Consider the following 22689-nt stretch of genomic DNA (forward strand, 5'->3'; position numbering starts at 1 on the left):
TGAATTTAGCTATTGATTTTACGGTGATTCAGCGGATAGCCTCGTTCACGGTAAAAGCGAAACCGGTTGCGGGCGAGTTCTTTTTGTTCTTCATCTCCCCACGCATATTCAAACACCCAGGCAAATTGACTAAAAAACTGAGGTACCTGTGCCGCCATATTGATTAAAACATCAGGTTTTACCGCAGGATTTTGACCAAATCCAATTTCAATGGGGGGCTTGGTATCTGGTGCTTCATCAGCGAGTTGGTGAGGCAAAAAACTGGCCGCATCTAAAGACCAGAGCAGTTCATCAATGGTTTCTGCTTGTTTGCGGTCCTGAGTATGTACAAAAACCTTTTGTCCTTTACGATAGGCACGCTTGATGACTTCACACATATGTGAGTAGGGGACTTTGGGATCCGCTGATTCTACAGAATAAAACTCTACCTGGGTCATCAATTGTTTTCCTGAATGTCGATCGGCTCAATAAATTAATTGGGTTTTCGCTAAGGCTACTGAGTTAGTGAATAATTTAATCTTGTATAAATAGAGTTAGATAAAAATTTATTCTATTTAAACTCAGTCTTGTATATTAATCATTTAAATTGAATTTTAAAATTATTCTTTTATATCAACTCACTTGCAGCCAAAAAGAAAAATGCCGGTACATAATATCAACAGGTCGATAATAACTCCGGCACTGTGTTTGTTTCTTGTTTGTTAATTAACTCTCACATCGGTTAATTAAGTACTGCATCAATAGCGGCACGGGACGTCCTGTTGCGCCTTTTTCTTTACCTGATTTCCAGGCCGTGCCTGCAATGTCAAGGTGAGCCCAATGATACTTTTTGGTAAAACGTGATAAGAAACACGCCGCAGTAATTGTTCCTGCGCCTTTGCCGCCAATATTGGCGATATCGGCAAAGTTAGAATCCAATTGTTCCTGATATTCATCCCATAACGGTAATCGCCAGACTTTATCTCCACATTGCTCGCCTGCATTAAGTAAATCGTGAGCTAGTGGGTTATGGTTGGAAAGTAATCCTGAGGCATGTGCACCTAATGCTACAATGCAAGCACCGGTTAAGGTAGCAACATCAATAACAATTTCTGGCTCGAACCGCTCAGCATAGGTTAGTGCATCACACAACACTAATCGACCTTCCGCGTCGGTGTTTAATATTTCGATAGTTTGCCCAGAAAGCGAAGTAACAATATCTCCCGGACGACAGGATTTACCACTTGGCATATTTTCGGCCGCAGCGATAATCGTCATCAGGTTAATAGGCAGCTGCATTTGTGTTGCCGCAATAAATGCGCCGTACACTGCCGCTGCACCACCCATGTCATACTTCATTTCGTCCATGCCCTCGCTGGGTTTGAGTGAGATTCCGCCACTGTCAAAAGTGATACCTTTACCTACCAGAATAACAGGCTTCTGGTCTTGCGACGCACCCTGGTAATTAAGAATAATTAATTTTCCAGGAATATCGGAACCCTTTGAAATCGCCAGAAAGGCACCCATGCCCATGTCTTCCAGCTCAGCTTCATCGATGACCTGACAACTCACCTTATCGCAACTGCTGGCATATTCTTTGGCTTGGTCAGCTAAAAAGACGGGATTAGCAATGTTGGGTGGAAGATTTCCCCAATCTTTTGCCTGACAGGTCCCTTTGGCGATTGCAAGTCCTTCTTCGATAGCTTTTTCGCCAACGGTAAGCTCTTTACGAGTGGTTACATTAAATGTCAAACGACGTAAAGGGCGACGTGCGGAGTCTGTTTTACTTTTAAATTGTTCAAAGGTGTAAAGTGTATTTTGTGCGGTTTCAACAGCCTGGCGTACTTTCCAGCGGGTATCTCGGCCTTTGACATTGAGCTCGCTCAAGAAACAAACGGCTTCCATTGAACCGGTGTCATTTAAAGTGGTGATCGTCTTGGCTATAACCTTACGATATTGTTTGTCAGAAAAATCTCGCTCTTTGCCGCATCCAATTAATAAGACACGATCGGACAGCGTATTTGGCACATTATGTAACAGCAATGCTTGACCCAATTTTCCCTCGAGATCGCCTCGTCGCAATATATTGCTTAAAAAACCTTCACTGACAGCGTCCAGTTGTTCACCCATTGCCGAGAGTTTACGTGACTCGAAAACGCCGACAACCACACAGGCGCTACGTTGCTTTTCTGGATTACCGCTTTTGACATTAAATTCCATTCACTTCTACCTTATCATCTTGTTCTTTTGATGAATCTCTTTTTAATTCAATGGGTTAAATAAAAATTAAGTTTGTCGTTTTCATTGTTTAACAAACTCACCTAGTAATCAGCTGTTATTAAATTTTAATCTTTCACTATTTTTCGGCAGCTTTTTGGAATACTTTCTATCTAGCTAACTATTCAAATTAAACCAAACCAACTCAGGATGTAAAACTCAATTTGTATCGCATGCTGCAACAAAATAACTCAAACTCAGCGTTATCAATCCATCGCAATTTGAGCTGGTCAGCAGTGCCACCCAGTCTGTCTTTCGCTAAACTGTCGGTTGGCTGTACCATTTGATTTTCACCGCTACTGATATCGCCAATCGTATGGTATATTGCCCCCGTATGAGCCGGATTCAGTGGTTAAGTATGGCAACAAAAGCCGAAAAAACGAGAGTCTAACTGAAAAAAAGCCAATTATTAAGTGAAAGTCGTACTTTTCTGAGTAATTAACTTGATTCTTAAACGATATATCAACAATGAAATCCTACGAACTACCGGTGCTATTCTGGTTGTGCTGATATTAATTTTTATCAGTACGCGTTTTATCAAATATATTCAACTGGCAGTTGATGGCACCATCTCATCCGATGCGGTGTTTAGCTTACTTGGCTTGCAAATACCGGGGGTTGCCGGTTTTTTATTACCCATGTCTTTTTATATTGCGATTTTATTAACTCTCGGGCGGCTATATAGTGAACATGAAATGGCAATTATTAAATCAGCAGGTATTGGTGAAAAACAACTGGCTGATTTTGTTTTTCCAATGGCATTAGTGCTTGCCTTACTGGCGGGCTGTTTATCGCTGATAATTACGCCTTGGGCAAATCAGCAGGTTAATTTAATTATGGCGGCAGAAAAAGCTGAGGCCAAGTTTGGCGTATTTACACCCGGACGTTTTCAGGAAAACTCTACAAAAACAGGGGTGATGTTCGCCAATTCAAAGAATAATGAAGGGGTTATTCATGGGGTTTTTGCGTTAAGTGGATTTAACGATCCGGAAGCATCGCTGCAAATTCAGGTGGCGCGAAGTGCACAAATTAAATCGGCTGAGCAAATTGACATTGCAGTACCTGATCAAACCAAAGAAAACTTTTTAGCGATGCAAGATGGCCTGACCTATGTCTTTAATCCATTTAAAAAGCAGTGGCAAATTTCTGAATATGACAGTTATTTTATGCGAATTAAAGCTGATGCGACTGAGTCCCCTTCGAAAAAAAGTAAAGCGCTTTCAACTTTACAATTGCTACAAAATCCGCAACCGGCAGATTGGGCCGAGTTGCATTGGCGTATATCTGCACCCATATCGATTTTGATTTTATGTTATTTGGCAATCCCCCTTGCGCGGAGCGCCCCGCGCAAGGGAAAATTTTCACGTTTGTTTCCTGCAATAATGGTTTATTTGGTATACGCACTATTATTGATGAACGGAAGGCGCTTAATTGAATCTCAAGCAATCCCCGTTGAAATGGGCTTTTGGTGGATTCATTTGTCGGCGATCATTTTTACCTGGTGGATGTTCGCAGAACGAATAACGTTAACCAAATACCGCAAGGTGAGTTCATGATATTTAGAGATAACACATGAAATTTAAAATCATCGATTGGTATATTATTCGTCAGGTTGTCGTTAGCAGTTTATTTATTTTGGTGTTGTTGTTAATGCTGCGTAGTCTTTTCAGTCTGATTGATGAATTGGCTGATATTGAAGCAGGGAGATATCAGATTGCCGATGCTTTGCTTTTTATTGGCTTAATGTTGCCTGCTAGATTACTGGAGTTTTTTCCGATGAGCGTGTTAATTGGAGCGCTTTTTAGTTTGGGAAATCTTGCCGCAAATAGCGAACTAACTGCAATGCGAGCCGCAGGTATTACCACCTGGAAAATTGCCGCTTCAGCAATTAAAGGTTCGATCATTTTGATGATTGCCGCAATCATTATCGGGGAGTGGATTGCGCCAATAGCAACCAAATCAGCGCAACAGCTAAAAACCTCCGCCATTAGCGAGGGCGAAGTGAGTGTTTCTAGTTCAGGGATTTGGGCCAAACACGAAAACCAGATTATCCATATTGGTCAGGTTGATGCTAAAGGACAAATTAGCGATGTGATGATATTTGAAATGAATGAAGGTTATCAATTGCAGCGCATAATTCAAGCTCAGCAGGCAAATCGGCAAGAGAATAATTGGTTGCTTAAAGAGGTTGTGGAAACCCGCTTTTTTGCAAAGCATATCGAGACTCGTCAAATAACATCTACGGTATGGGAAAAGCCACTCAAGCGTAAGCAGTTAGAAACTTTGGTAGTAGAGCCCGAATCGCTTAATTTCGTGGGTTTAATTCGTTATATTGACTACTTGTCGCGTAATAAAATGCAAACTGAGGCTTTTGAACTGGCTGCTTGGGGAAAACTGATGCAACCCTTGGCATTAGCTGTAATGATGTTTCTCGCGGCATCTTTTGTCTTTGGTCCAATGCGTAATGTTTCTATGGGGGCTCGAATATTGGGGGGCGTTATGGTGGGATTTGGTTTTCATTTAACCAACCAAACCTTTGGTCCTGCTAGTTTGGTATTTAATTTGCCTCCATTATTTGGCGCGGTTTCACCGCTATTAATTTTTGCCTTAGTTGGTTTTTATTTAATGAAGCGAAATCATTAATTTATCATCTCTTCGGTTAACCAATAAATTTTTGCTATACTCATCGATAATAAGAATTAAGCGGGTTAATTCCATTTACCCGGTTAATCAATAAATGCTAGGTGGTATATGCTGACATTATCTGATTTTTTTGGTTTGGCTATCGATGAAGATCGTTCCGATGTTAATCACTTGATGGAAATTGTCGATATTACGAAAAAGATTGAAACAACTAATGTGGTCAAAACGCTGACGAAACAAAATGGTAAAAATGCTGCAATCGTTAATGTTGCCCGCCGTCAGCAAATATTAAAAATGATTCGACCATTAATTAATGAAAACATGCTTGATTATGATCCAAATTACTATATCAAAGAAGTGAATACCTCAAGTGAGCATGATCGAAGATATGGTGCCGAAGAACATTTGCTAGAATTTGCTCTTATCGTTGCGTCTACCAAAAGCAAAAAGATTTTGTTAGGGGAACCAAAGTTTATTACCAGTAAACTATTGAGAGAGGCGGCTTTTTTGGAGTCACGCTTTGATCGTTGTTGGGAAATTCTTTCACAGGAGTCTCAACATGTTGTATCTGCCTATCGTAAGTCAAAATAAAGTCAGTTTAAAAATCATTCTTTTGGTACAGATGAGATTTTATTGAGATTATCTGATCTAACTATATCAAATAGGGCGAATTAATAAATTCGCTAGTCCTTGGGTTAATCATTTTTATAAGACAAAAAAATCCCGGACGGATTGGCAGATCAGGCCGGGATGATAACTCCATGACAAGGAGAGTTAAAACTACTGAAATTTTAGTACTTACATCTCGTACTTAAAAAAATAGCACTTAAGATCTAGCACTTAATCTAATAGCGCTAAATCTAGCGTCATCTTCTAAGACGATATTTGATAGCAAAAAGTTTCACATTCCTTATAATCACTTGCTATTTAAGATATCTGGAAAAACACACTACTCATTGATTATAGACTAATGAATATATGAAGAAGTGTCGAAATGTTGAAGAATGTTTCAGTGCTGAAGTTCCACAGATCGCTAAAGTCAGCATAGAATATCGCTAAGTAGCAGTGAACTGCCGAACTTGGCCTATTATGTTATAGATTAAAATTCTATAAAGTTTTTTATATAGTTGGCTTTATTATAAACAACTATTCGAATCCGTTTGTTTAAAATTAAATTTGGTAAAAAACTAGAAATGCTTGAAAATTTTAAATTTGTATTATCTCATACCACTCATCCTGGAAATATCGGTGCTTCGGCAAGAGCCCTTAAAGTCATGGGATTATCACAGTTGGCGCTAGTCAATCCGTCTAATTTTCCATCTGCTCAGGCTACCGAAAGGGCCTCTAGAGCTGATGATATTTTAGCAAGTGCTCAAGTTTTCGTTACGGTGGAAGAGGCGGTTGCAGACTGTCGGTTGGTTGTCGGAACAAGTGCCCGAACGCGCACTTTACCGAGTCAGTTGGTTACCCCGAGAGAGCTCGTTGAATTAATATTGCAACAACCTGCCAGGGTTCCTGTTGCAATTTTATTTGGTACAGAAAACTCTGGTTTAACAAATGATGAACTGCATATGTGCAATTACCATGTGTGTATTCCAACGAATCCTGAATATTCTTCACTTAATCTTGCATCTGCGGTTCAGTTGATTGCTTATGAACTTCGCTTGGGTTTTGCACAAACACCCGAATTGCCAGAACAGCGCATTTTAGATAATGAGCAGCCTATTTCCAGAGAGCAATTAAGCGGACTGCTTGAACATTTTGACGAAGCTATGCGCAAAACAGGTTACTTAAAACAAAATCATGAAAAGCAAATTGATATACGCATGAACCGATTATTTAGCAAAGCTAATCTAACGCATAGTGAAATGAACATTTTACGTGGCTTTTTGCGTTCTGTGCTTTATCGTTGCCAATAATTAAGTCATTCGCTGTTTGAAATTAAAGGATAAAAATTGATTGAGTATTTACTAATCTGTTGATTTTTTAGTGTTTGGAAAGTCTTTGGATTGATAAAATACGAATTGATAATGCTAACACAAATGATGAATTGAAAATCAGAAATCAGAAATCAGAAATTAAAAATTAGACTATGAAGAAAGTAATTTATCTTGATTATGCCGCAACCACACCGGTTGATCCGCTGGTAGCACAAAAAATGGCCGAATGTTTGACACTTGATGGTTGCTTCGGAAATCCTGCTTCTCGGTCTCATCGCTTCGGCTGGCAAGCTGAAGAAAAAGTCGATATAGCACGTAATCAGGTCGCAGATTTAATTGGTGCGGATCCGCGTGAAATTATTTGGACTTCGGGAGCGACTGAAGCGAATAATCTGGCGATTAAAGGCATCGCTCAATCGTCGGGGCAGGGACACATTATTACCAGTGCTTTTGAACATAAGGCTGTATTGGATACTTGCGAATACTTGGCAACTCAAGGTTTTCGAATCAGCTATATTCAACCGGAACAAAACGGTATTGTTGACCCAGCGAATATTGAAAAGGCAATACAAGCCGATACAATATTAATTTCAATCATGCATGTAAATAATGAGCTGGGGACAATTCAAAATATTCAAGCCATAGGTGAAGTCGCTCATAAACACCATATTCCTATGCATGTTGACGCTGCACAAAGTGCCGGTAAGCTACCAATTGATGTTACCCAATTACCTGTTGATTTTATTTCGATGTGCGCCCATAAAATCTACGGTCCTAAAGGAATTGGTGTACTGTATGCAAGGCGTAATTTACAACCCAATATCATGGCTCAAATTCATGGGGGCGGCCACGAACGAGGATTGCGCTCCGGTACATTACCGACCCACCAAATTGTTGGTATGGGGAGTGCGTTTGAGCTGGCGCAATCTAATCGGGTTGCAGAAGGTGAAAGAATTAATGAATTAAAACAACGCTTTTGGTCTGGCATTGAGAGGGTGGGGCACATTCATATCAATGGTGATTTAGCGCAAACGGTCGCAGGAATTATTAATATCCATTTCGAATACGTTGATAGCGAAACATTATTGATGGCATTTAAAGATCTCGCTGTTTCATCAGGTTCTGCATGTACTTCGGCTAGCGTAGAGCCTTCGCATGTATTGAAATCTATTGGGCTTGATGATGGTGCAGCCCATGCATCACTTCGGTTTTCATTTGGTCGTTTTACCACTGAAGAAGATATCGATAAGGCAATAGAAATTGTTACACAAGGCGTTATGAAATTAAGATCAATGTCGCCCGAGTGGAATACATTACAAAAAAATAAATGAGTGTGATTGAAAATGAGCATATTCGCTAAGCAATCCTTCATGCATCAATAAAAGAGTATTCTATTTTGACGTATAATATTTATTCAAATTGCCTAAAAAATAGTAAATTACACTAATAATATGACCTTAAATGACTTTTAAATTAAAAAAGACTTGTTTTTTTTTCTAAAACCCGCATAATGCGCTCCGCATCGGGTCGTTAGCTCAGCCGGTAGAGCAGTTGACTTTTAATCAATTGGTCGGGCGTTCGAATCGCCCACGACCCACCAATTTTCTTTTAATTAAAACTAATGAATCTTTTAGTTTTAACATTTCATTATTTATAAGCTTTAGACGACAATAATTTATTATTACTTAGATTGTTTGTCTCCTTATCTTTTTCGTAGCAACTTGCTGTTGGATATTGCCTCTCCAGTTTTTAAGAGGGTATTTACTGAAGAATTATTAGTGTGACTTATCACATGAATTAAATTTTTTAAATATGTCGAGATTAAAACTTAAATGTTTTTACTCTTTGAAAAGACAGGAAGAGGAAGGTGAACACTTTAAAATTTTATTTAAGTTTGTTTCGTTATTTTGATAGTAATTATAAGTTGGCTTGCATTAATAGTTTGAGTCTCTGTCGTAATTTTATGCGCTTTACAATTCGCTATTGTATTAACTTTTAATAGCTTTCAACTGTTCGGCAAAAACATGAAATTTAATCGTAAATTGACAGTTTACAGATCAATAGTATTGCTCTGTAATCAAGCAGTTTGACGGTTTTATATAAAAAAATAAAAAAAGTCTTGTTTTTTTTTTCAAAACATGGATAATGCGCCCTCCGCATCGGGTCGTTAGCTCAGCCGGTAGAGCAGTTGACTTTTAATCAATTGGTCGGGCGTTCGAATCGCCCACGACCCACCATTTTTTCTTAAAGCTGATGTGAGTTCTTTTGCTAAGTGGGAGAATTATCCTAAGCCACTAAGTTTTATCTCAGTTTTAATCTGTTTTAGGTATAAAGTGAATATAATACCTTAATATCCATTTAGTCTTGTTTGATTCTTAGTTGCTTATTTTGTTATTTTTAAACTGTAATGTGTAGTTTCGACGGTTTTATCAAATAACTGGGTAATGATTTGTTTAAATCCAGATTAACAGCGGAGATAACCCATCTTTGACTAAAAATATCACGGTAATTGCTTCTCCAATAGGTAATTTAGCGATTTACGTAAAGGAAGCTCAGCTAAAAGCGATTGAAATAGGAACTGAACTGCCTCTAAGTGACGCTAATGATAGCGCAAGTCAGCTTATCTGTGCGCAAATTGGCGCCTACTTTTCTAAGCAAAGTAACTCATTTAAAGTGCCTATTTATCGACAAGGTACTGATTTTCAACAGCGAGTCTGGCGAGCTTTGACTCGAATACCGGCAGGTGAAGTAAGAACTTATGGCCAAATTGCCGCTGAATTGGGCTCAAGTGCTAGAGCGGTTGGTACGGCTTGTCGTAAAAATCCAACACCGGTAATTGTGCCTTGTCATCGAGTTGTATCAGCTACGGGAATTGGTGGGTTTTCAGGGCAGCAAGTTGGTCATTTGGTTGACATTAAGCGGCAGCTGCTAATGCTTGAAGGCGTTAATTTTGAGTAAGTCTAGCTCTTCAGCGGTTGCTCTTTTACCAAAAGAATTAGCAGAAGCTGATGCGAATCAAATTATGCTTTTTATTGATTATTTATGGGCACAGGATGGCTTAAGTACGCATACTTTAGATAGTTACCGAACAGATTTATCACTGTTTGCCCGCTGGTTGCTAACGATTTCCAGTTCTTTGTTGGCTGCAGATAGTGCTGATATTCAACGATTTTTAGCATTTCGTAGTGAGCATCATTATTCTTCACGTTCTACTGCTCGGTTACTTTCCTGCCTAAGGCGCTTTTATGCCTATCTATTAGAGTCCGGAATTATTACTCAAGAACCCACTGCGCGAATAGAATCTCCCAAACTGAGTAATCCGCTACCTCACTCGCTGTCGGAGGAAGAAGTGGAGCTTTTATTGTCTATGCCCGATCTTGATGAGTTAATTGGTATTCGAGATAAAGCCATGCTTGAATTGATGTATGCTAGTGGCCTGAGAGTCTCTGAATTAGTTTCTCTCGAATTTAATGGCATTGATTTGATTCAGGGGGCGATACGCGTAACCGGCAAAGGCAGTAAGGAGCGATTAGTGCCATTTGGAGAACAGGCTGGCGCAGCAATAGAGCGATATTTAAAATTTGCGCGAAACCAATATATTGGACATCAAACCTGTGAGTACTTGTTTATTTCGAAACAGGGTAAAAAAATGACCCGGCAAACATTTTGGCACCGTATTAAGTTCTATGCAAAGCTTGCTGGAATCAGCCGACACTTGTCACCGCATACACTTCGTCATGCATTTGCTACGCACTTATTGGCTCATGGCGCCGATTTACGCTCGTTACAAATGTTATTGGGGCATAGTGATTTGTCAACTACTCAAATTTATACTCACATTGAGAAAGAGCGCCTAAAATTGATTCACCAGACTCATCATCCCAGAGGATGACGGGAAATTGTATTAAAGTTTGGGTCTGTTATTGTGAAGTAGCGTTCGTATCCTGGCTTAAATCTTAATTCGTCGGAAAGGTTATAACGTTTGTCGATTCTATGTTGAGTCATTTATAGCTTCGCCGAATTATCAAGTAAATTAACTGGCTGCTATGAGAATGATTGGAAATATTCAACGGTTTCAACTTTTGTCAGATTATGATAATTTGGTAGTATTAAACTGTGCATTCTAGCGTAATAGGGTTAATTAACCCATTTTAGCCGTCTTGGTGAAACTCAATGCTACATTTTTTGTTATATTTTTTGTTATATTTTTTGTTATATTTTTTGTTATATAATGGATTGACCAAATTATATTATTTTTAAATTTACCTTTTAAAGAATCATGACTATGTCTCTTACTAAAAATATTGGTGTTATCGCAACTTTAGGATTGGTTGCCGGATTGGCTTTTCTGGGTGCTCAATCACAAAAGCAATTGGCTGAAAATTCTACACGACCTTTAGTTGCTTATCAGAATAAAACTCAAGATATGCTAAGTGTATCGCCTGAAGCCCAAGCGCTGAAGAATATGCTGGAAGAAAAACTCCCTGGTATTGAAATTAATGATATTGAAAAAAGTCCTGTTGAAGGTTTTTATCAGGTATTTTATTCGGGACAATTACTTTATGTTTCAGATAATGGTCAATATCTCTTTATGGGAAATTTGCTTGAATTAGCGGAAGGGTCTCCGGTTAATCACTCGCAAGATGCTCTTGATAATTTTCAAAACCGCCTTTCTCCAATGAGAGCGCAGGCGATCGCTTCATTGAAAGAAGCAGATATGGTGATATATCGGGCAAAAGATGAAAAACATGTTATCACAGTCTTTACCGACGTCGATTGTGGTTATTGCCGTAAGTTGCATCGTGAGATAGAAGATTTTAATGATCGAGGCATAACCGTCAGATATTTAGCTTATCCTCGTGCAGGCATTGGTTCAGATGCTTATCAAAAGTTGGTTTCTGTATGGTGTGCCGATGATCGATTAGCCGCAATGGATGATGCAAAGTTAAGACGCAAATTTGAATCGAAATCCTGCAATAACCCAATTAATCAGCATTATGATTTAACCCGCCAATTTAATTTAGCTGGTACTCCCGCAATTATTCTTGATGACGGTGAGTTGATCGGTGGATATGTTCCTGCCCAAAAATTGGCAAGTCATTTAGCTCAAAAAGAAACCACCACTAATAACCGATTAACCAGCGCTCAAGCGGATGCTGCTCACTAATCAATTTTTGAGGGTAGCTTGATAGTTTTCAATACTGCAAGCTATCTAAAAAGCATAATGCTTTAAAGGCACAATATTAATGAGTTGATGTCGTTGTGTTATAAAAATAACAGCGCTACTACTTTACGCAGTTCGTAATTTAATACTTGAAATGTATGACAAGCCTGTCGGGTTGCCATCACCTCAATTGCCACGCCTTGCTGATTTAGGGTTTGAACTATATCTGTCGAAATAAATTGATGAGATTCGCCTGTACCGATAATAAGTACCTCTGTTTCTGAGTCGGTTAGTGACAGCAAATAATCAGTTGTTAATGTCGAAAATTGGATATCATCACCGACAGGTGTCAGACTGGTTGGGGTGAGGTGAAGGGTACATTGATAATCCTGTCCCGAAATATGTATTTTGCCAGGCGAGTAATGTTTGATTGAAACAGGGCCTGTATTGGGTTCTTTTTGTATCAACATATTATTTAGTTCCATCTAGAATTCAGCATCATTGAGTTGTCATTTTTACTTGGAAGTCGTTACTAAATATCGTATCTAAGGCATTCAAGTAACCGACATTTCCCATAAACTTTGCTAAATTCCATTATTAAATTATGTTAGTCTAATTGACAAGTTTACATTATCTCTTTAGTTTTATTCAAAGTTTGTCGTCTAGGTTAAAATAGTATGACACCGACTATTGGTTAGGGTAAAGCAAAAGGCTTTGATTTCTCATAATTAGATAGAGATGATTAAATTAAAATTTATCACATAAATTGGCGCCACTAATTAATTACCGCTATTTAGCAATGACAATTATTTAAAAAATTACAACTAATCGTGTGACAGGAAAATAAAAATGTCTAAAATATTTCCCGTAGATGCCGCTGTTGCCGCAAGCGCATTAATTAACGAATCTAAATATTTTGAATTATATCAAGCATCTCTCGATAACAATGATGCTTTTTGGGCAGAGCAAGGGATGCGAATTGATTGGATTAAGCCTTACTCGCAAATACAGGACGTATCTTATGCAAAGTCTGACTTGCATATTCGTTGGTATCACGATGGTACATTGAATGTTTGTGCAAACTGTGTTGATAGGCATTTACCTGAAAAAGCATCACAAACTGCAATTATTTGGGAAGGGGACAATCCTGAAAACTCAAAGCACATTACCTATCAGACACTTTTTGATGAAGTTTGTCGAATGGCTAATGTGTTGAAGTCACTAAATGTCTCCAAAGGGGATCGAGTGACTCTATATATGCCGATGATTCCTGAAGCCGTTTACGCGATGCTTGCTTGTGCTCGAATTGGTGCGATTCACTCTGTTGTCTTTGGCGGGTTTTCAGCTGATGCACTTGCTGGACGAATTATTGATTGTCAAAGTAAATTGGTAATCACCGCCGACTTCAGCCATCGGGGGGGTAAATCAATTCCTTTGAAGAAGAACGTGGATGATGCTGCTAAAATCGCTGGGGTGAGCGATTATTTAGAGTCTGTATTGGTCGTTAAAAATTCTGAAGTGGCGGTTGATTGGAACGACTCACTTGATCACTGGTATCACCAAAAAGCGGAGCAGGTTCCTGCTGAATGTCCTGTAGAAGAAATGTCTGCAGAAGACCCATTATTTATTCTTTATACTTCTGGTTCAACAGGTAAACCTAAAGGTGTTTTACACACAAGTGGGGGTTATCTGGTCTATGCCTCTTTGACACATCAGTATGTATTTGACTATCACCCAGATGATATTTATTGGTGTACCGCCGATGTAGGTTGGATTACCGGGCATAGTTATATTGTTTATGGACCACTGGCCAATGGGGCGACCACTTTAATGTTTGAAGGGGTACCAAATTACCCTGATTCAAGCCGGTTTTGGCAAATTTGTGATAAACATCAGGTTAATATTTGTTATACCGCGCCGACCGCTATTCGTGCGCTAATGCGTGAAGGTAATAGCTATGTTGAGTCAACATCACGCCTGTCTCTCAAGCTCTTGGGCAGTGTCGGCGAGCCGATTAATCCAGAAGCATGGCAATGGTATTATGATGTCGTTGGTGAAGCCAAATGCCCAATTGTTGACACTTGGTGGCAAACTGAAACAGGAGGAATTTTAATTTCGCCATTGCCAGGTGCTACGCCCTTAAAACCAGGTTCTGCAACTCGCCCGTTCTTTGGTATAGAGCCTGCGCTAGTAGATGGCGAAGGAAAAGAGCTGTCAGGGGAAGCCGAAGGGAATCTGATTATGAAGCGCAGTTGGCCTGGACAAATGCGAACGGTTTATGGTGATCATCAACGCTTTATCGAAACTTACTTTAGCACTTTTGAAGGCGCTTATTTTACGGGGGATGGTGCTAAACGTGATAAAGATAACTACTACTGGATTACTGGACGAGTTGATGATGTTTTGAATATTTCAGGGCATCGTATGGGGACTGCCGAAGTTGAAAGTGCGCTGGTTGCGCATCCTAAAGTTGCAGAAGCTGCGGTAGTGGGCTATCCACATGAAATCAAGGGCCAAGGTATTTACACATTTGTCACCCTGAATGCCGGTTTAGAAGGAAATGAAGCACTACGTGATGAGCTGGTCAAGTGGGTGCGAAAAGAAATTGGTCCTATTGCTACGCCAGATATTATTCAGTTTGCACCAGGATTGCCTAAAACTCGTTCTGGAAAAATTATGCGTCGAATCTTAAGAAAGATAGCAGAAGATGAATTTGCTAATCTAGGGGATATTTCCACATTAGCTGAACCGGCGGTAGTTGAAGATTTAATCGCTAACCGTCAAAATAAAAAGTAATCTTCTCGTACATTTTGCGGCCTGTCGATGCAGGTCGCCGCTTACGATTAAACGCATCGGCTATTTTTTTAAATAAATTAATACCTTACAGCCTCTATGCATAAGCCAATCTGTTAGCTGCTGGTAAATATGCTCAAAAACATTATTTAACTGACTGATTTATTTGAAAATTAATCATTTCAAGTCTAAATTGAATAATAATCTCTCAATTAATTATTTTTCACTAACTTAAAGTTGTATGTCGATTTCTCGAAAGCTTCTCATATATTTGCTTGGTTCTATTTTTGTTTTACTGTTGGCAAGCTGTTACATTGTTGTTTCTAGCCTGGCGCAAGATAGCCGATACAGTGTTCGTAAAGAATTAACGGATATTGTCGAACTCGAGGGTGAAAAAATCAAAGCGTTTTTTGAAGAAAAGGGCCGACGTTTAGAAACTTTTTTTCGAAACCAATATATTGTTGAATGGTTATCTAACTATAAAAATAAAGAACAAGGCGTACCTGATCGTGAAGCCTATGACAAGATGATCAAAAACTTTCAATTGGAGTCGCAAAGTGATCCAACAATAAAGTCGATATTTTTTGCACATAACCAGAGTGGAGGATACTTTTATGAAAAAGGCATTGTCTATCGTGAAGGTTACGATATGCTTACTCGCTCTTGGTATGTTGATGCAAAAGCAAAAAATAATTTACATGTTGGAAATATCGATGTAGATACCCTTGATAAGGCGATTTACTGCGCCACTTATGTGCCTGTGAGAAGCGCTTCGGGAGAGTTTATTGGTCTGGGTGGAATGGATATATTATTGACAACGATGGGCAACATTGTCGACGAAATTCGTTATCGAGAGCAAGGGATTGCTTTACTGACCAAAAAAAATGGCGATATCTTGTATATGCCAAAAGCCGTTAATGAAAAAGCATTACCACATAATTCTCCACTGGTGACTCTTGATGAACAACCAGGAAATGAAGGTTTTGCTGAGTTAGGAGAACTTTTTAAAAGTCAGTCCACTGGAACCAGTTCGTTAATATGGAATGGTGTTGAGCAAGAAGTAACTTTTGTTGAAGTAGCCAGCCAACAACCGGCATTTGAGTGGGTCTTAACATTGATGGTGCCTAAAAAATTAATTGAAGAGAAAGTTAACCAATCAATCACATCCAGTATTATTTTTATTTCAATTATTTTAGGTGCTATTGCATTTGTTACCTTACTGGTAACCCGCTCAATTGTTAAGCCATTAAAACATATTGAATCAGTAATGGCTGAAATTGCTCATGGTGATGGCGATTTAACAAAGCGGTTAACTATCAATTCAAATGACGAAGTGGGGCATGTGGCATTAGAATTTAACCGATTTGTTGATCGTATCCATGAACTGATAAAACAGGTTTCCTCATCAACTGAAAGTTTGCGTGAAACCGTTGATGATTTTTCTGAACTGAGTACTTCGGCATCTGGGCGTTCTACCCATGCAATGGAACAAGCAAATACTGCGGGAGATACGGTTGACTCAGTGGTCATTACTGCGCAGGAAATTTTTGATAATGCCAAACTGGCCAGTGAGTCAGCAGAAAGGGCAAACAGTAATGCCAGTCATGGACGTACTGAAGTGATGCAGTCAGTCGAGGCAATTCAGCGTACATCAGAAGGATTAGAGGAAGCATCCTGTGTCATGGATAAGTTGCGAGTGGACTCTGAAGGAATTGGTGAAGTTTTGGATGTTATTAAAAGCATTGCAGATCAAACTAATTTGCTGGCATTAAATGCTGCCATAGAAGCCGCACGAGCTGGAGAACAGGGGAGAGGATTTGCGGTAGTTGCCGATGAAGTGCGCACGCTAGCAAGCCGTACTCAGGAGTCGACTAATAGTATTCAGTCTATTATTGAAGGGGTACAGACCAGTTCAAAACAAGCCAGTTCGGTGATGTTGAGCAGTTGTGAACAAATGCGACAAAGTGTCGAGCAGGTTACTCATATTCATCAAATACTCGAAGAAATTTTGACGAGTATTGCTTCAGTGCAAAACCAAAATCAGCATATTGTTGTGTCTACTGAACGACAAAATCAAGCGGCAGCGGACGTTGCTAAAGTTATCGATAGCTTTCGCTTAATGGCAAATAATGGAACAGAAGCCGCAAAAATAATGAGAGAGCGGTGTGAGTCTCTGAATAATAATTCTGAGCAACTGAGTCAGCTGGTTAAACGGTTTAAAATCTAGCTCATCTTGCTATACGGTTGGTATTCTGATTGGGCTGTTTAAAATTGTTAATCGCATACTTGTTGATTTGTATTAAACTCGAGAATGCTAAAATATTTGCGTCATTTTATGGTGCTCTTTCCTTGAACGTGAATGTAAGTCGGTCCTGAAAACTGAAGTGCGATAATTTTGTCGTGTATCCCCTCTAGGGCTATTATTTGAAAAGTGATACTATGGTCAAATAGACCAATAATCCAATAATTTGCTGTATAAATGCTGCCCGCTTATTAGCCATTAGACGGCGATCAGATGTAATTTGATAAGTCAATATTGATTCAAATAATATGAAAAAACTAACAATATTTTTACCTGATTTATCGGCACAACAAATTTTATCTCTTGTTGAAATTGATACTTCAATGATTGACATTCAACCAATCAATGAGAATTGGGAAAAAACATTTAATCGTACTGTTGGATTAAACCAACCTGAACTTCCTTGGACACAACTTCGAGTGGCGCAATTCGATATTGGTGAGGAAGTCAAAACTGCCTGTACTTGTCAGCCTGTTCTCATTCAAATGACTCATCGCGGGGCTTATATGCTGGGGCAACAGCCTTTAGCGCTCAGTGCGAATGATTCTTTGCGTATAGTTTCTCAAATTAACGAAAAGCTAATGCGGCCCGGAGAAAAATTACTATTTATTGATAAAAATGCTTGGGTTTATACCAGTGAGAAAGCACTTCAGTTATCGGCATTATCGGTCAGCGACTTAATTGGAAAGGACTTGTTTAATTATCCTTATGCAGGGAATGATGCTTCTTTTTGGCAACAACTGGGCACCGAGTTACAAATGTTAATTAAACAGATGGTTGATTATCAGGGGTTGGCTGCAACAGCGCCTGAAACGTTAATGAGCGTGCACTTTTCTGATCTTATTAATCCGCAGCAGTTACCCGAATTAAAATTTATTAAGAATGAAAATCTAACGGTTGTTAGCAACAATGACTTAATTCGATTGTTTTGTTTACAAAGTATGTTGGCCTGTAAACCAGTAGCGCAGTTACCACAAGTAAATACCGAATATTGTGTTCTGATCGCGCACGACGAAGAAAAAGAAAGTTATCCTGCCGTTGTTCAAACCTGGGTAAAGTACGCTATAGAAAAGTCGCAAGTCAGTTGTCAATTAATCGGTCAGGATGCGAAATTAACTGTGAAAAAGCCATTAGGGCTATTGGCAAAAATGAAACGCGTTATTATGAGAAAGTAAAGTCGTTGAAATTGATCTGTTTTTTCTTGTACCGATATTAATGAAATAAGTTTAAATTATATGTTTTTAAAAAAAATTGTTCATCGTCAAAGTGTTGAAGTTGATATTAGCTTGAATCATTATGATCAGAAAATTCAGCATATACTGGCTACTCGTGGGATAGAAAATAAAACACATTTAGACTATGGTCTTGCACAACTGATATCACCTGACAAATTAAAAAATATAGATGTTGCTGCAGACTATTTGTTTACGGCTATTAAATTACAGCAAGCGATTTTAATTATTGGCGACTTTGATGCAGACGGCGCGACCAGCAGTGTTGTTATGATCAAAGCATTAACAATGCTTGGTGCAACAAAGGTTAACTTTTTGGTGCCAGATCGTTTTAAGTTTGGTTACGGACTATCCGTTGACTTGGTTGAATTTGCCAGTTCACTTAAACCTGACTTGATTGTCACAGTTGATAATGGCATTGCCAATGTTGAAGGCGTTGAGCGAGCAAAGCAATTAGGTATTCCTGTGATAATTACCGATCATCATTTAGCTGGTGAAAGGTTGCCGGATGCATTAACAATTGTCAATCCTAACCAACCAGGAGATAAATTTCCAAGTAAAAACTTGGCGGGAGTTGGTGTTGCTTTTTATTTAATGCTAAAGCTCAGATCGTTAATGCGTCAAGCACAATGGTTTATACAGCAAAATATTCAAGAACCCAACTTAGCTGAATTACTCGACATTGTTGCTTTAGGGACTGTTGCAGATGTTGTGGTACTCGATCAAAATAACCGTGTTTTAGTTGAGCAGGGATTAAAAAGAATTCGGCAAGGGTTAGCGTGTCCTGGTATTCAGTCATTATTGCAGGTGGCTAAAAAAGATTATACAAGCTGTCAGGCGAGCGATTTGGGTTTTTTAGTTGGACCTCGGTTGAATGCTGCGGGGCGATTAGAAGATATGTCGATAGGGATTCGCTGTTTATTGGCTGAAACATTGCAAAGTGCTTTACCTATTGCCATGCAGTTAGATGAATTAAATCGTTCTCGAAAGTCCATAGAAAAAGAAATGGTTGAACAAGCTAATCTTGACATTGCAGCCTACCTAAATGAACAAAGTTCTTTACAGTCGAATGATGTTAATCAATTAAACCAACAAATCGCAGGTTGCGCATCGATAGAATTAAGACCAACAGCCCTTTGCTTATATGATCCTAAATGGCATCAAGGTGTGATCGGAATTTTAGCATCGCGAATTAAAGAGCAAATTAATCGTCCGGTTATTATTTTTGCTTTAGATAGCGAAGTTATTGAGCATTCGCAAAACTTAAATCAAACTGATAGCCAGAGTACTGAGGGTACAATGATAAAAGGTTCTGCGCGCTCGGTAAAAGGCGTGCATATTAGGGATGCGTTGGCATTAGTCAATGCTAAAAATCCCGGTTTGATCATAAAGTTTGGCGGTCATGCTATGGCTGCTGGCTTATCGATTTTTCAAAAAGATTTTTTATTATTTACTGAACAGTTGAATATGGCGGTTGAATCATTGTTAGGTGGTCAATCAATTAAAGATGAAATTATTACCGATGCGGGTCTTGTTGTTGAGCATTTTAATTTAAATTTTGCTCAACAATTACGTGCCTTAGGACCTTGGGGACAAGGATTTCCTGAACCCTTGTTTGATGATATTTTTGAAGTAACCAGTAGCCGATTACTTGCCGATGAACATCTGAAACTACAGTTGAGAAAAGATGATATTCAGGTGGAAGCGATATTTTTTCGCTGTCCCAATTACTCATTAGCAGAACGCGGTGATAAGGTTCATATTGTTTACAAGTTAGACATTAATGAGTTTAGAGGAAATTATAACCTTCAGTTATTAATTGAACAGTTAGAAATCTTGTGAGTCTTCATTATCTGGTAATATAACAGATTGGCCCGCAATCGTATGCTTTTCATTAGCCCATTCTCCTAAATCAATCAGTTGACAACGCTTGGAACAAAATGGGCGATGTTCTTTACAATCTTTCCAGCGCATACTTTTTCGACAGGTTGGGCAGGCAATGATGAGATCGTCGTTCATGTTTTTTACCAAAATTTTAACGGGTTTTTGCTATGAAAAAATGAGATTTGTGGGTAAAGTAAACGCAATTAATTATTCAACTTGATTGCAAATTGTTGCATTTAATCTTGCCATTATCCATGACTCGCTACTCTAACGCAAAAGGAAAGGTAAACTTTTACTTCAACTCTTTTTTATTGACTATTATACTGCAGGCTATTCAATTAAAAAACTGTCATAACTTGGGAGAGCGCAATGACAACTGCAACTGCTAGACATATTCTTGTTTCAACTGAAGATAAATGTAACGAACTTAAACAACAAATCTCTGACGGTGCCGACTTTGCTGAATTGGCCAAAGCACATTCCAGTTGTCCTTCTGGTAAATCTGGTGGCGATTTAGGTTCGTTTGGACCAGGAATGATGGTTGCTGAATTTGATAAAGTTTGTTTTAACGATGAAGTTGGTGTTGTACATGGACCTGTTAAAACGCAATTTGGTTATCACCTGGTTGAAGTGACGAGTAGAACTTAATGGTCTTAAAAGCTCAGCTAAAGCCTTGAGATAAAATAATATATCTTAAAGTCAGTGAGCTTGGCGTAAACACTGAATTTTATAATAATATAATTTCAGTACTCAGTTAACTGCCAAAGGCTGCAATAAAGGAAGCGATAACCGCTTCCTTTATTATTTCAATCTGTCATTTAGTGAGTTGATCAGGCTTGAGGGCCTGCACTTTTAATGGCATCGGAAACATCAAATCGAGCAAAATTTTCTTGGAATAGAGCCGCTAAGGCTTTCGCTTCTTTTTCATAAGCATTTTTATCTTGCCAGGTATTTTTAGGCTGTAGTAGTTGGCTATCAACATCCTTAACAGCGACTGGAACATCGAGATTTAATTCATTGATATGTACCGTTTCGGTTTCGGCTAGCGCGCCAGACTGAATTGCTGCAATGACTGCTCTGGTCGTTGGAATACTGAAACGCTTTCCACCATCGGCATAGGAGCCTCCTGTCCAACCGGTATTTACTAAGTAAACTCTTGCATTGTTAGCTTCGATTCGCTTCATCAGCAACTCTGCATAAACTCCGGCTGGACGCGGGAAGAAAGGTGCACCGAAACAGGTAGAAAAAGTTGACTCGATGGCCGCTGTAGAACCAATTTCTGTAGAACCGACTTTGGCGGTATAACCACTTAAGAAGTGATAAGCTGCTGCTTCTTTGGAGAGTACTGATACTGGTGGTAAAACCCCGGTTAGGTCACATGTTAAAAAGATAACGGCGCTTGGTTCACCTGCGCGGTTTTCATCGACTCTCAATTCAATATGCTCACGAGGATAACCCGCACGGCCGTTTTGGCTTAATGTTGTATCACTATAATCAGGAATTCCTTCATTATCTAAAACAACATTTTCAATAATGGTTCCTTTGCGAATAGCATTCCAGATCACCGGCTCATTCTTTTCAGACAAATCGATGGTTTTTGCATAACAACCGCCTTCAATATTAAATACGGTGCCAACTCCCCAGCCATGTTCATCGTCCCCAATTAAGTAGCGTGATGGATCGGCAGACAGCGTGGTTTTTCCAGTGCCAGATAAACCAAAGAATAAAGTTACATCACCTTTTCCGTCTGTATTGGCTGCGCAGTGCATGGGTAATACATCTGATTCTGGTAATAAAAAGTTTTGTACCGAGAACATAGCTTTTTTCATCTCACCTGCATAGCGCATACCGGCTATGAGCACTTTACGTTGAGCAAAATTAAGAATAACTACACCATCACTATTGGTTCCATCTCTCTCGGGGTCGCAATTGAAGTGAGCACAATTCAAAATTTGCCAGTTGGGCTTGGCTGAGGGGTTGAACTGCGTTGGACGAATAAATAAATTTTGTCCAAATAAATTCTGCCAAGCCGTTTCCGTTCTAACATTTACTGGCAGATAATGTTCGGGATCAGAGCCTACATGTAATTCAGATTCAAAGAATGCCTCTTTAGTGACAAGGTAAGTTTCTACGCGATCCCAAAGAGCGTTAAATTTATCTTCGTCGAAGGGACGATTTACATTGCCCCAATCAATTGCATTTTCGGTTGATGCCTCTTTGACGATAAATCGATCTTTTGGTGAACGACCAGTTCTCGCTCCCGTTTCTACACTGAGTGCGCCATTTGCGGCCAGCTTTCCTTCATTTCTTTCAAGAGCCTGATTGATTAATTCGTCGCTGGTTAAATTGAGATACTGTATTGCCATTATTGTCCACCAATAGGTTTTTGAGATGCATATGCTTTTTTGGCATATTACTGGGTAAAAATTGGGCGCGATTTTAACAGATAAAAAAATGCTAAACTACCCCAAATTG

Annotated in this window: 18 protein-coding genes and 2 tRNA genes; 15 read left to right on the forward strand and 5 right to left on the reverse strand. The window is 39.1% G+C overall.

Features of this window, described 5'->3' with window-relative positions; genetic code table 11:
* Positions 1-5 precede the first annotated feature (5 nt).
* Complete coding sequence (locus ABVT42_RS00080; protein ID WP_353873049.1) at positions 6-437, reverse strand: DNA polymerase III subunit chi; 432 nt, start codon at positions 435-437, stop codon at positions 6-8.
* Between the two features lie 268 nt (positions 438-705).
* Positions 706-2199 (reverse strand): leucyl aminopeptidase, encoded by a 1494-nt coding sequence (pepA, locus tag ABVT42_RS00085; RefSeq protein ID WP_353873051.1) that lies wholly within the window; start codon positions 2197-2199, stop codon positions 706-708.
* A gap of 500 nt (positions 2200-2699) precedes the next feature.
* Here pepA and lptF point away from each other — a divergent pair, with 500 nt between their 5' ends.
* From lptF to ABVT42_RS00135, 10 genes are all read left to right on the forward strand, one after another.
* The gene (lptF, locus tag ABVT42_RS00090) at positions 2700-3812 is read left to right on the forward strand and encodes an LPS export ABC transporter permease LptF (RefSeq protein ID WP_353873053.1); all 1113 of its coding nucleotides are present in this window, start codon (positions 2700-2702) and stop codon (positions 3810-3812) included.
* A 16-nt stretch (positions 3813-3828) separates the two neighbouring features.
* Complete coding sequence (gene lptG / locus ABVT42_RS00095; protein WP_353873054.1) at positions 3829-4899, forward strand: LPS export ABC transporter permease LptG; 1071 nt, start codon at positions 3829-3831, stop codon at positions 4897-4899.
* A gap of 108 nt (positions 4900-5007) precedes the next feature.
* Positions 5008-5490, forward strand: a complete 483-nt coding sequence (locus tag ABVT42_RS00100) for a hypothetical protein (protein ID WP_353873055.1) — start codon at positions 5008-5010, stop codon at positions 5488-5490.
* Positions 5491-6092: 602 nt separating this feature from the next.
* On the forward strand, positions 6093-6818 hold the full coding sequence (locus tag ABVT42_RS00105; protein ID WP_353873056.1) for an RNA methyltransferase: 726 nt from the start codon (positions 6093-6095) through the stop codon (positions 6816-6818).
* 173 nt (positions 6819-6991) lie between these two features.
* On the forward strand, positions 6992-8170 hold the full coding sequence (locus tag ABVT42_RS00110) for an IscS subfamily cysteine desulfurase (RefSeq protein WP_353873057.1): 1179 nt from the start codon (positions 6992-6994) through the stop codon (positions 8168-8170).
* A 193-nt stretch (positions 8171-8363) separates the two neighbouring features.
* Positions 8364-8439, forward strand: a tRNA-Lys gene (locus ABVT42_RS00115).
* 561 nt (positions 8440-9000) lie between these two features.
* Positions 9001-9076, forward strand: a tRNA-Lys gene (locus ABVT42_RS00120).
* Positions 9077-9326: 250 nt separating this feature from the next.
* The gene (locus ABVT42_RS00125) at positions 9327-9797 is read left to right on the forward strand and encodes a methylated-DNA--[protein]-cysteine S-methyltransferase (RefSeq protein ID WP_353873058.1); all 471 of its coding nucleotides are present in this window, start codon (positions 9327-9329) and stop codon (positions 9795-9797) included.
* Positions 9790-10731: a site-specific tyrosine recombinase XerD gene (gene xerD, locus ABVT42_RS00130; RefSeq protein WP_353873059.1), complete on the forward strand. Its 942-nt coding sequence runs from the start codon at positions 9790-9792 to the stop codon at positions 10729-10731. Before ABVT42_RS00125 ends, xerD begins: the two co-directional genes overlap by 8 nt.
* Before the next feature lie 393 nt (positions 10732-11124).
* The gene (locus ABVT42_RS00135) at positions 11125-12006 is read left to right on the forward strand and encodes a thioredoxin fold domain-containing protein (protein WP_353873060.1); all 882 of its coding nucleotides are present in this window, start codon (positions 11125-11127) and stop codon (positions 12004-12006) included.
* Positions 12007-12104: 98 nt separating this feature from the next.
* Here the strand turns inward: ABVT42_RS00135 and ABVT42_RS00140 are convergent, their stop codons facing one another.
* On the reverse strand, positions 12105-12473 hold the full coding sequence (locus tag ABVT42_RS00140) for an MTH938/NDUFAF3 family protein (protein WP_353873061.1): 369 nt from the start codon (positions 12471-12473) through the stop codon (positions 12105-12107).
* 379 nt (positions 12474-12852) lie between these two features.
* On the opposite strand from ABVT42_RS00140, the gene acs reads away from it, so the two are divergent.
* From acs to recJ, 4 genes are all read left to right on the forward strand, one after another.
* Positions 12853-14799 (forward strand): acetate--CoA ligase, encoded by a 1947-nt coding sequence (acs, locus tag ABVT42_RS00145; protein ID WP_353873062.1) that lies wholly within the window; start codon positions 12853-12855, stop codon positions 14797-14799.
* Positions 14800-15037: 238 nt separating this feature from the next.
* Entirely contained in the window at positions 15038-17023 is a 1986-nt protein-coding gene (locus ABVT42_RS00150) for a methyl-accepting chemotaxis protein (protein ID WP_353873063.1), read from the forward strand.
* 323 nt (positions 17024-17346) lie between these two features.
* The gene (locus ABVT42_RS00155; RefSeq protein WP_353873064.1) at positions 17347-18273 is read left to right on the forward strand and encodes a hypothetical protein; all 927 of its coding nucleotides are present in this window, start codon (positions 17347-17349) and stop codon (positions 18271-18273) included.
* 60 nt (positions 18274-18333) lie between these two features.
* Complete coding sequence (recJ, locus tag ABVT42_RS00160) at positions 18334-20172, forward strand: single-stranded-DNA-specific exonuclease RecJ (RefSeq protein ID WP_353873065.1); 1839 nt, start codon at positions 18334-18336, stop codon at positions 20170-20172.
* Here the strand turns inward: recJ and yacG are convergent.
* The gene (gene yacG / locus ABVT42_RS00165) at positions 20158-20349 is read right to left on the reverse strand and encodes a DNA gyrase inhibitor YacG (protein WP_353873066.1); all 192 of its coding nucleotides are present in this window, start codon (positions 20347-20349) and stop codon (positions 20158-20160) included. The two genes, recJ and yacG, sit on opposite strands and share 15 nt — an antisense overlap.
* Before the next feature lie 234 nt (positions 20350-20583).
* On the opposite strand from yacG, the gene ABVT42_RS00170 reads away from it, so the two are divergent.
* Complete coding sequence (locus tag ABVT42_RS00170) at positions 20584-20862, forward strand: peptidylprolyl isomerase (protein WP_353873067.1); 279 nt, start codon at positions 20584-20586, stop codon at positions 20860-20862.
* Positions 20863-21044: 182 nt separating this feature from the next.
* Here the strand turns inward: ABVT42_RS00170 and ABVT42_RS00175 are convergent, their stop codons facing one another.
* Positions 21045-22580: a phosphoenolpyruvate carboxykinase gene (locus ABVT42_RS00175; protein WP_353873068.1), complete on the reverse strand. Its 1536-nt coding sequence runs from the start codon at positions 22578-22580 to the stop codon at positions 21045-21047.
* Positions 22581-22689 lie beyond the last annotated feature (109 nt).

Origin of the sequence: Aliikangiella maris, from assembly GCF_040719265.1 — a bacterium.
Classification (GTDB): Bacteria; Pseudomonadota; Gammaproteobacteria; order Enterobacterales; family Kangiellaceae; genus Aliikangiella; species Aliikangiella maris.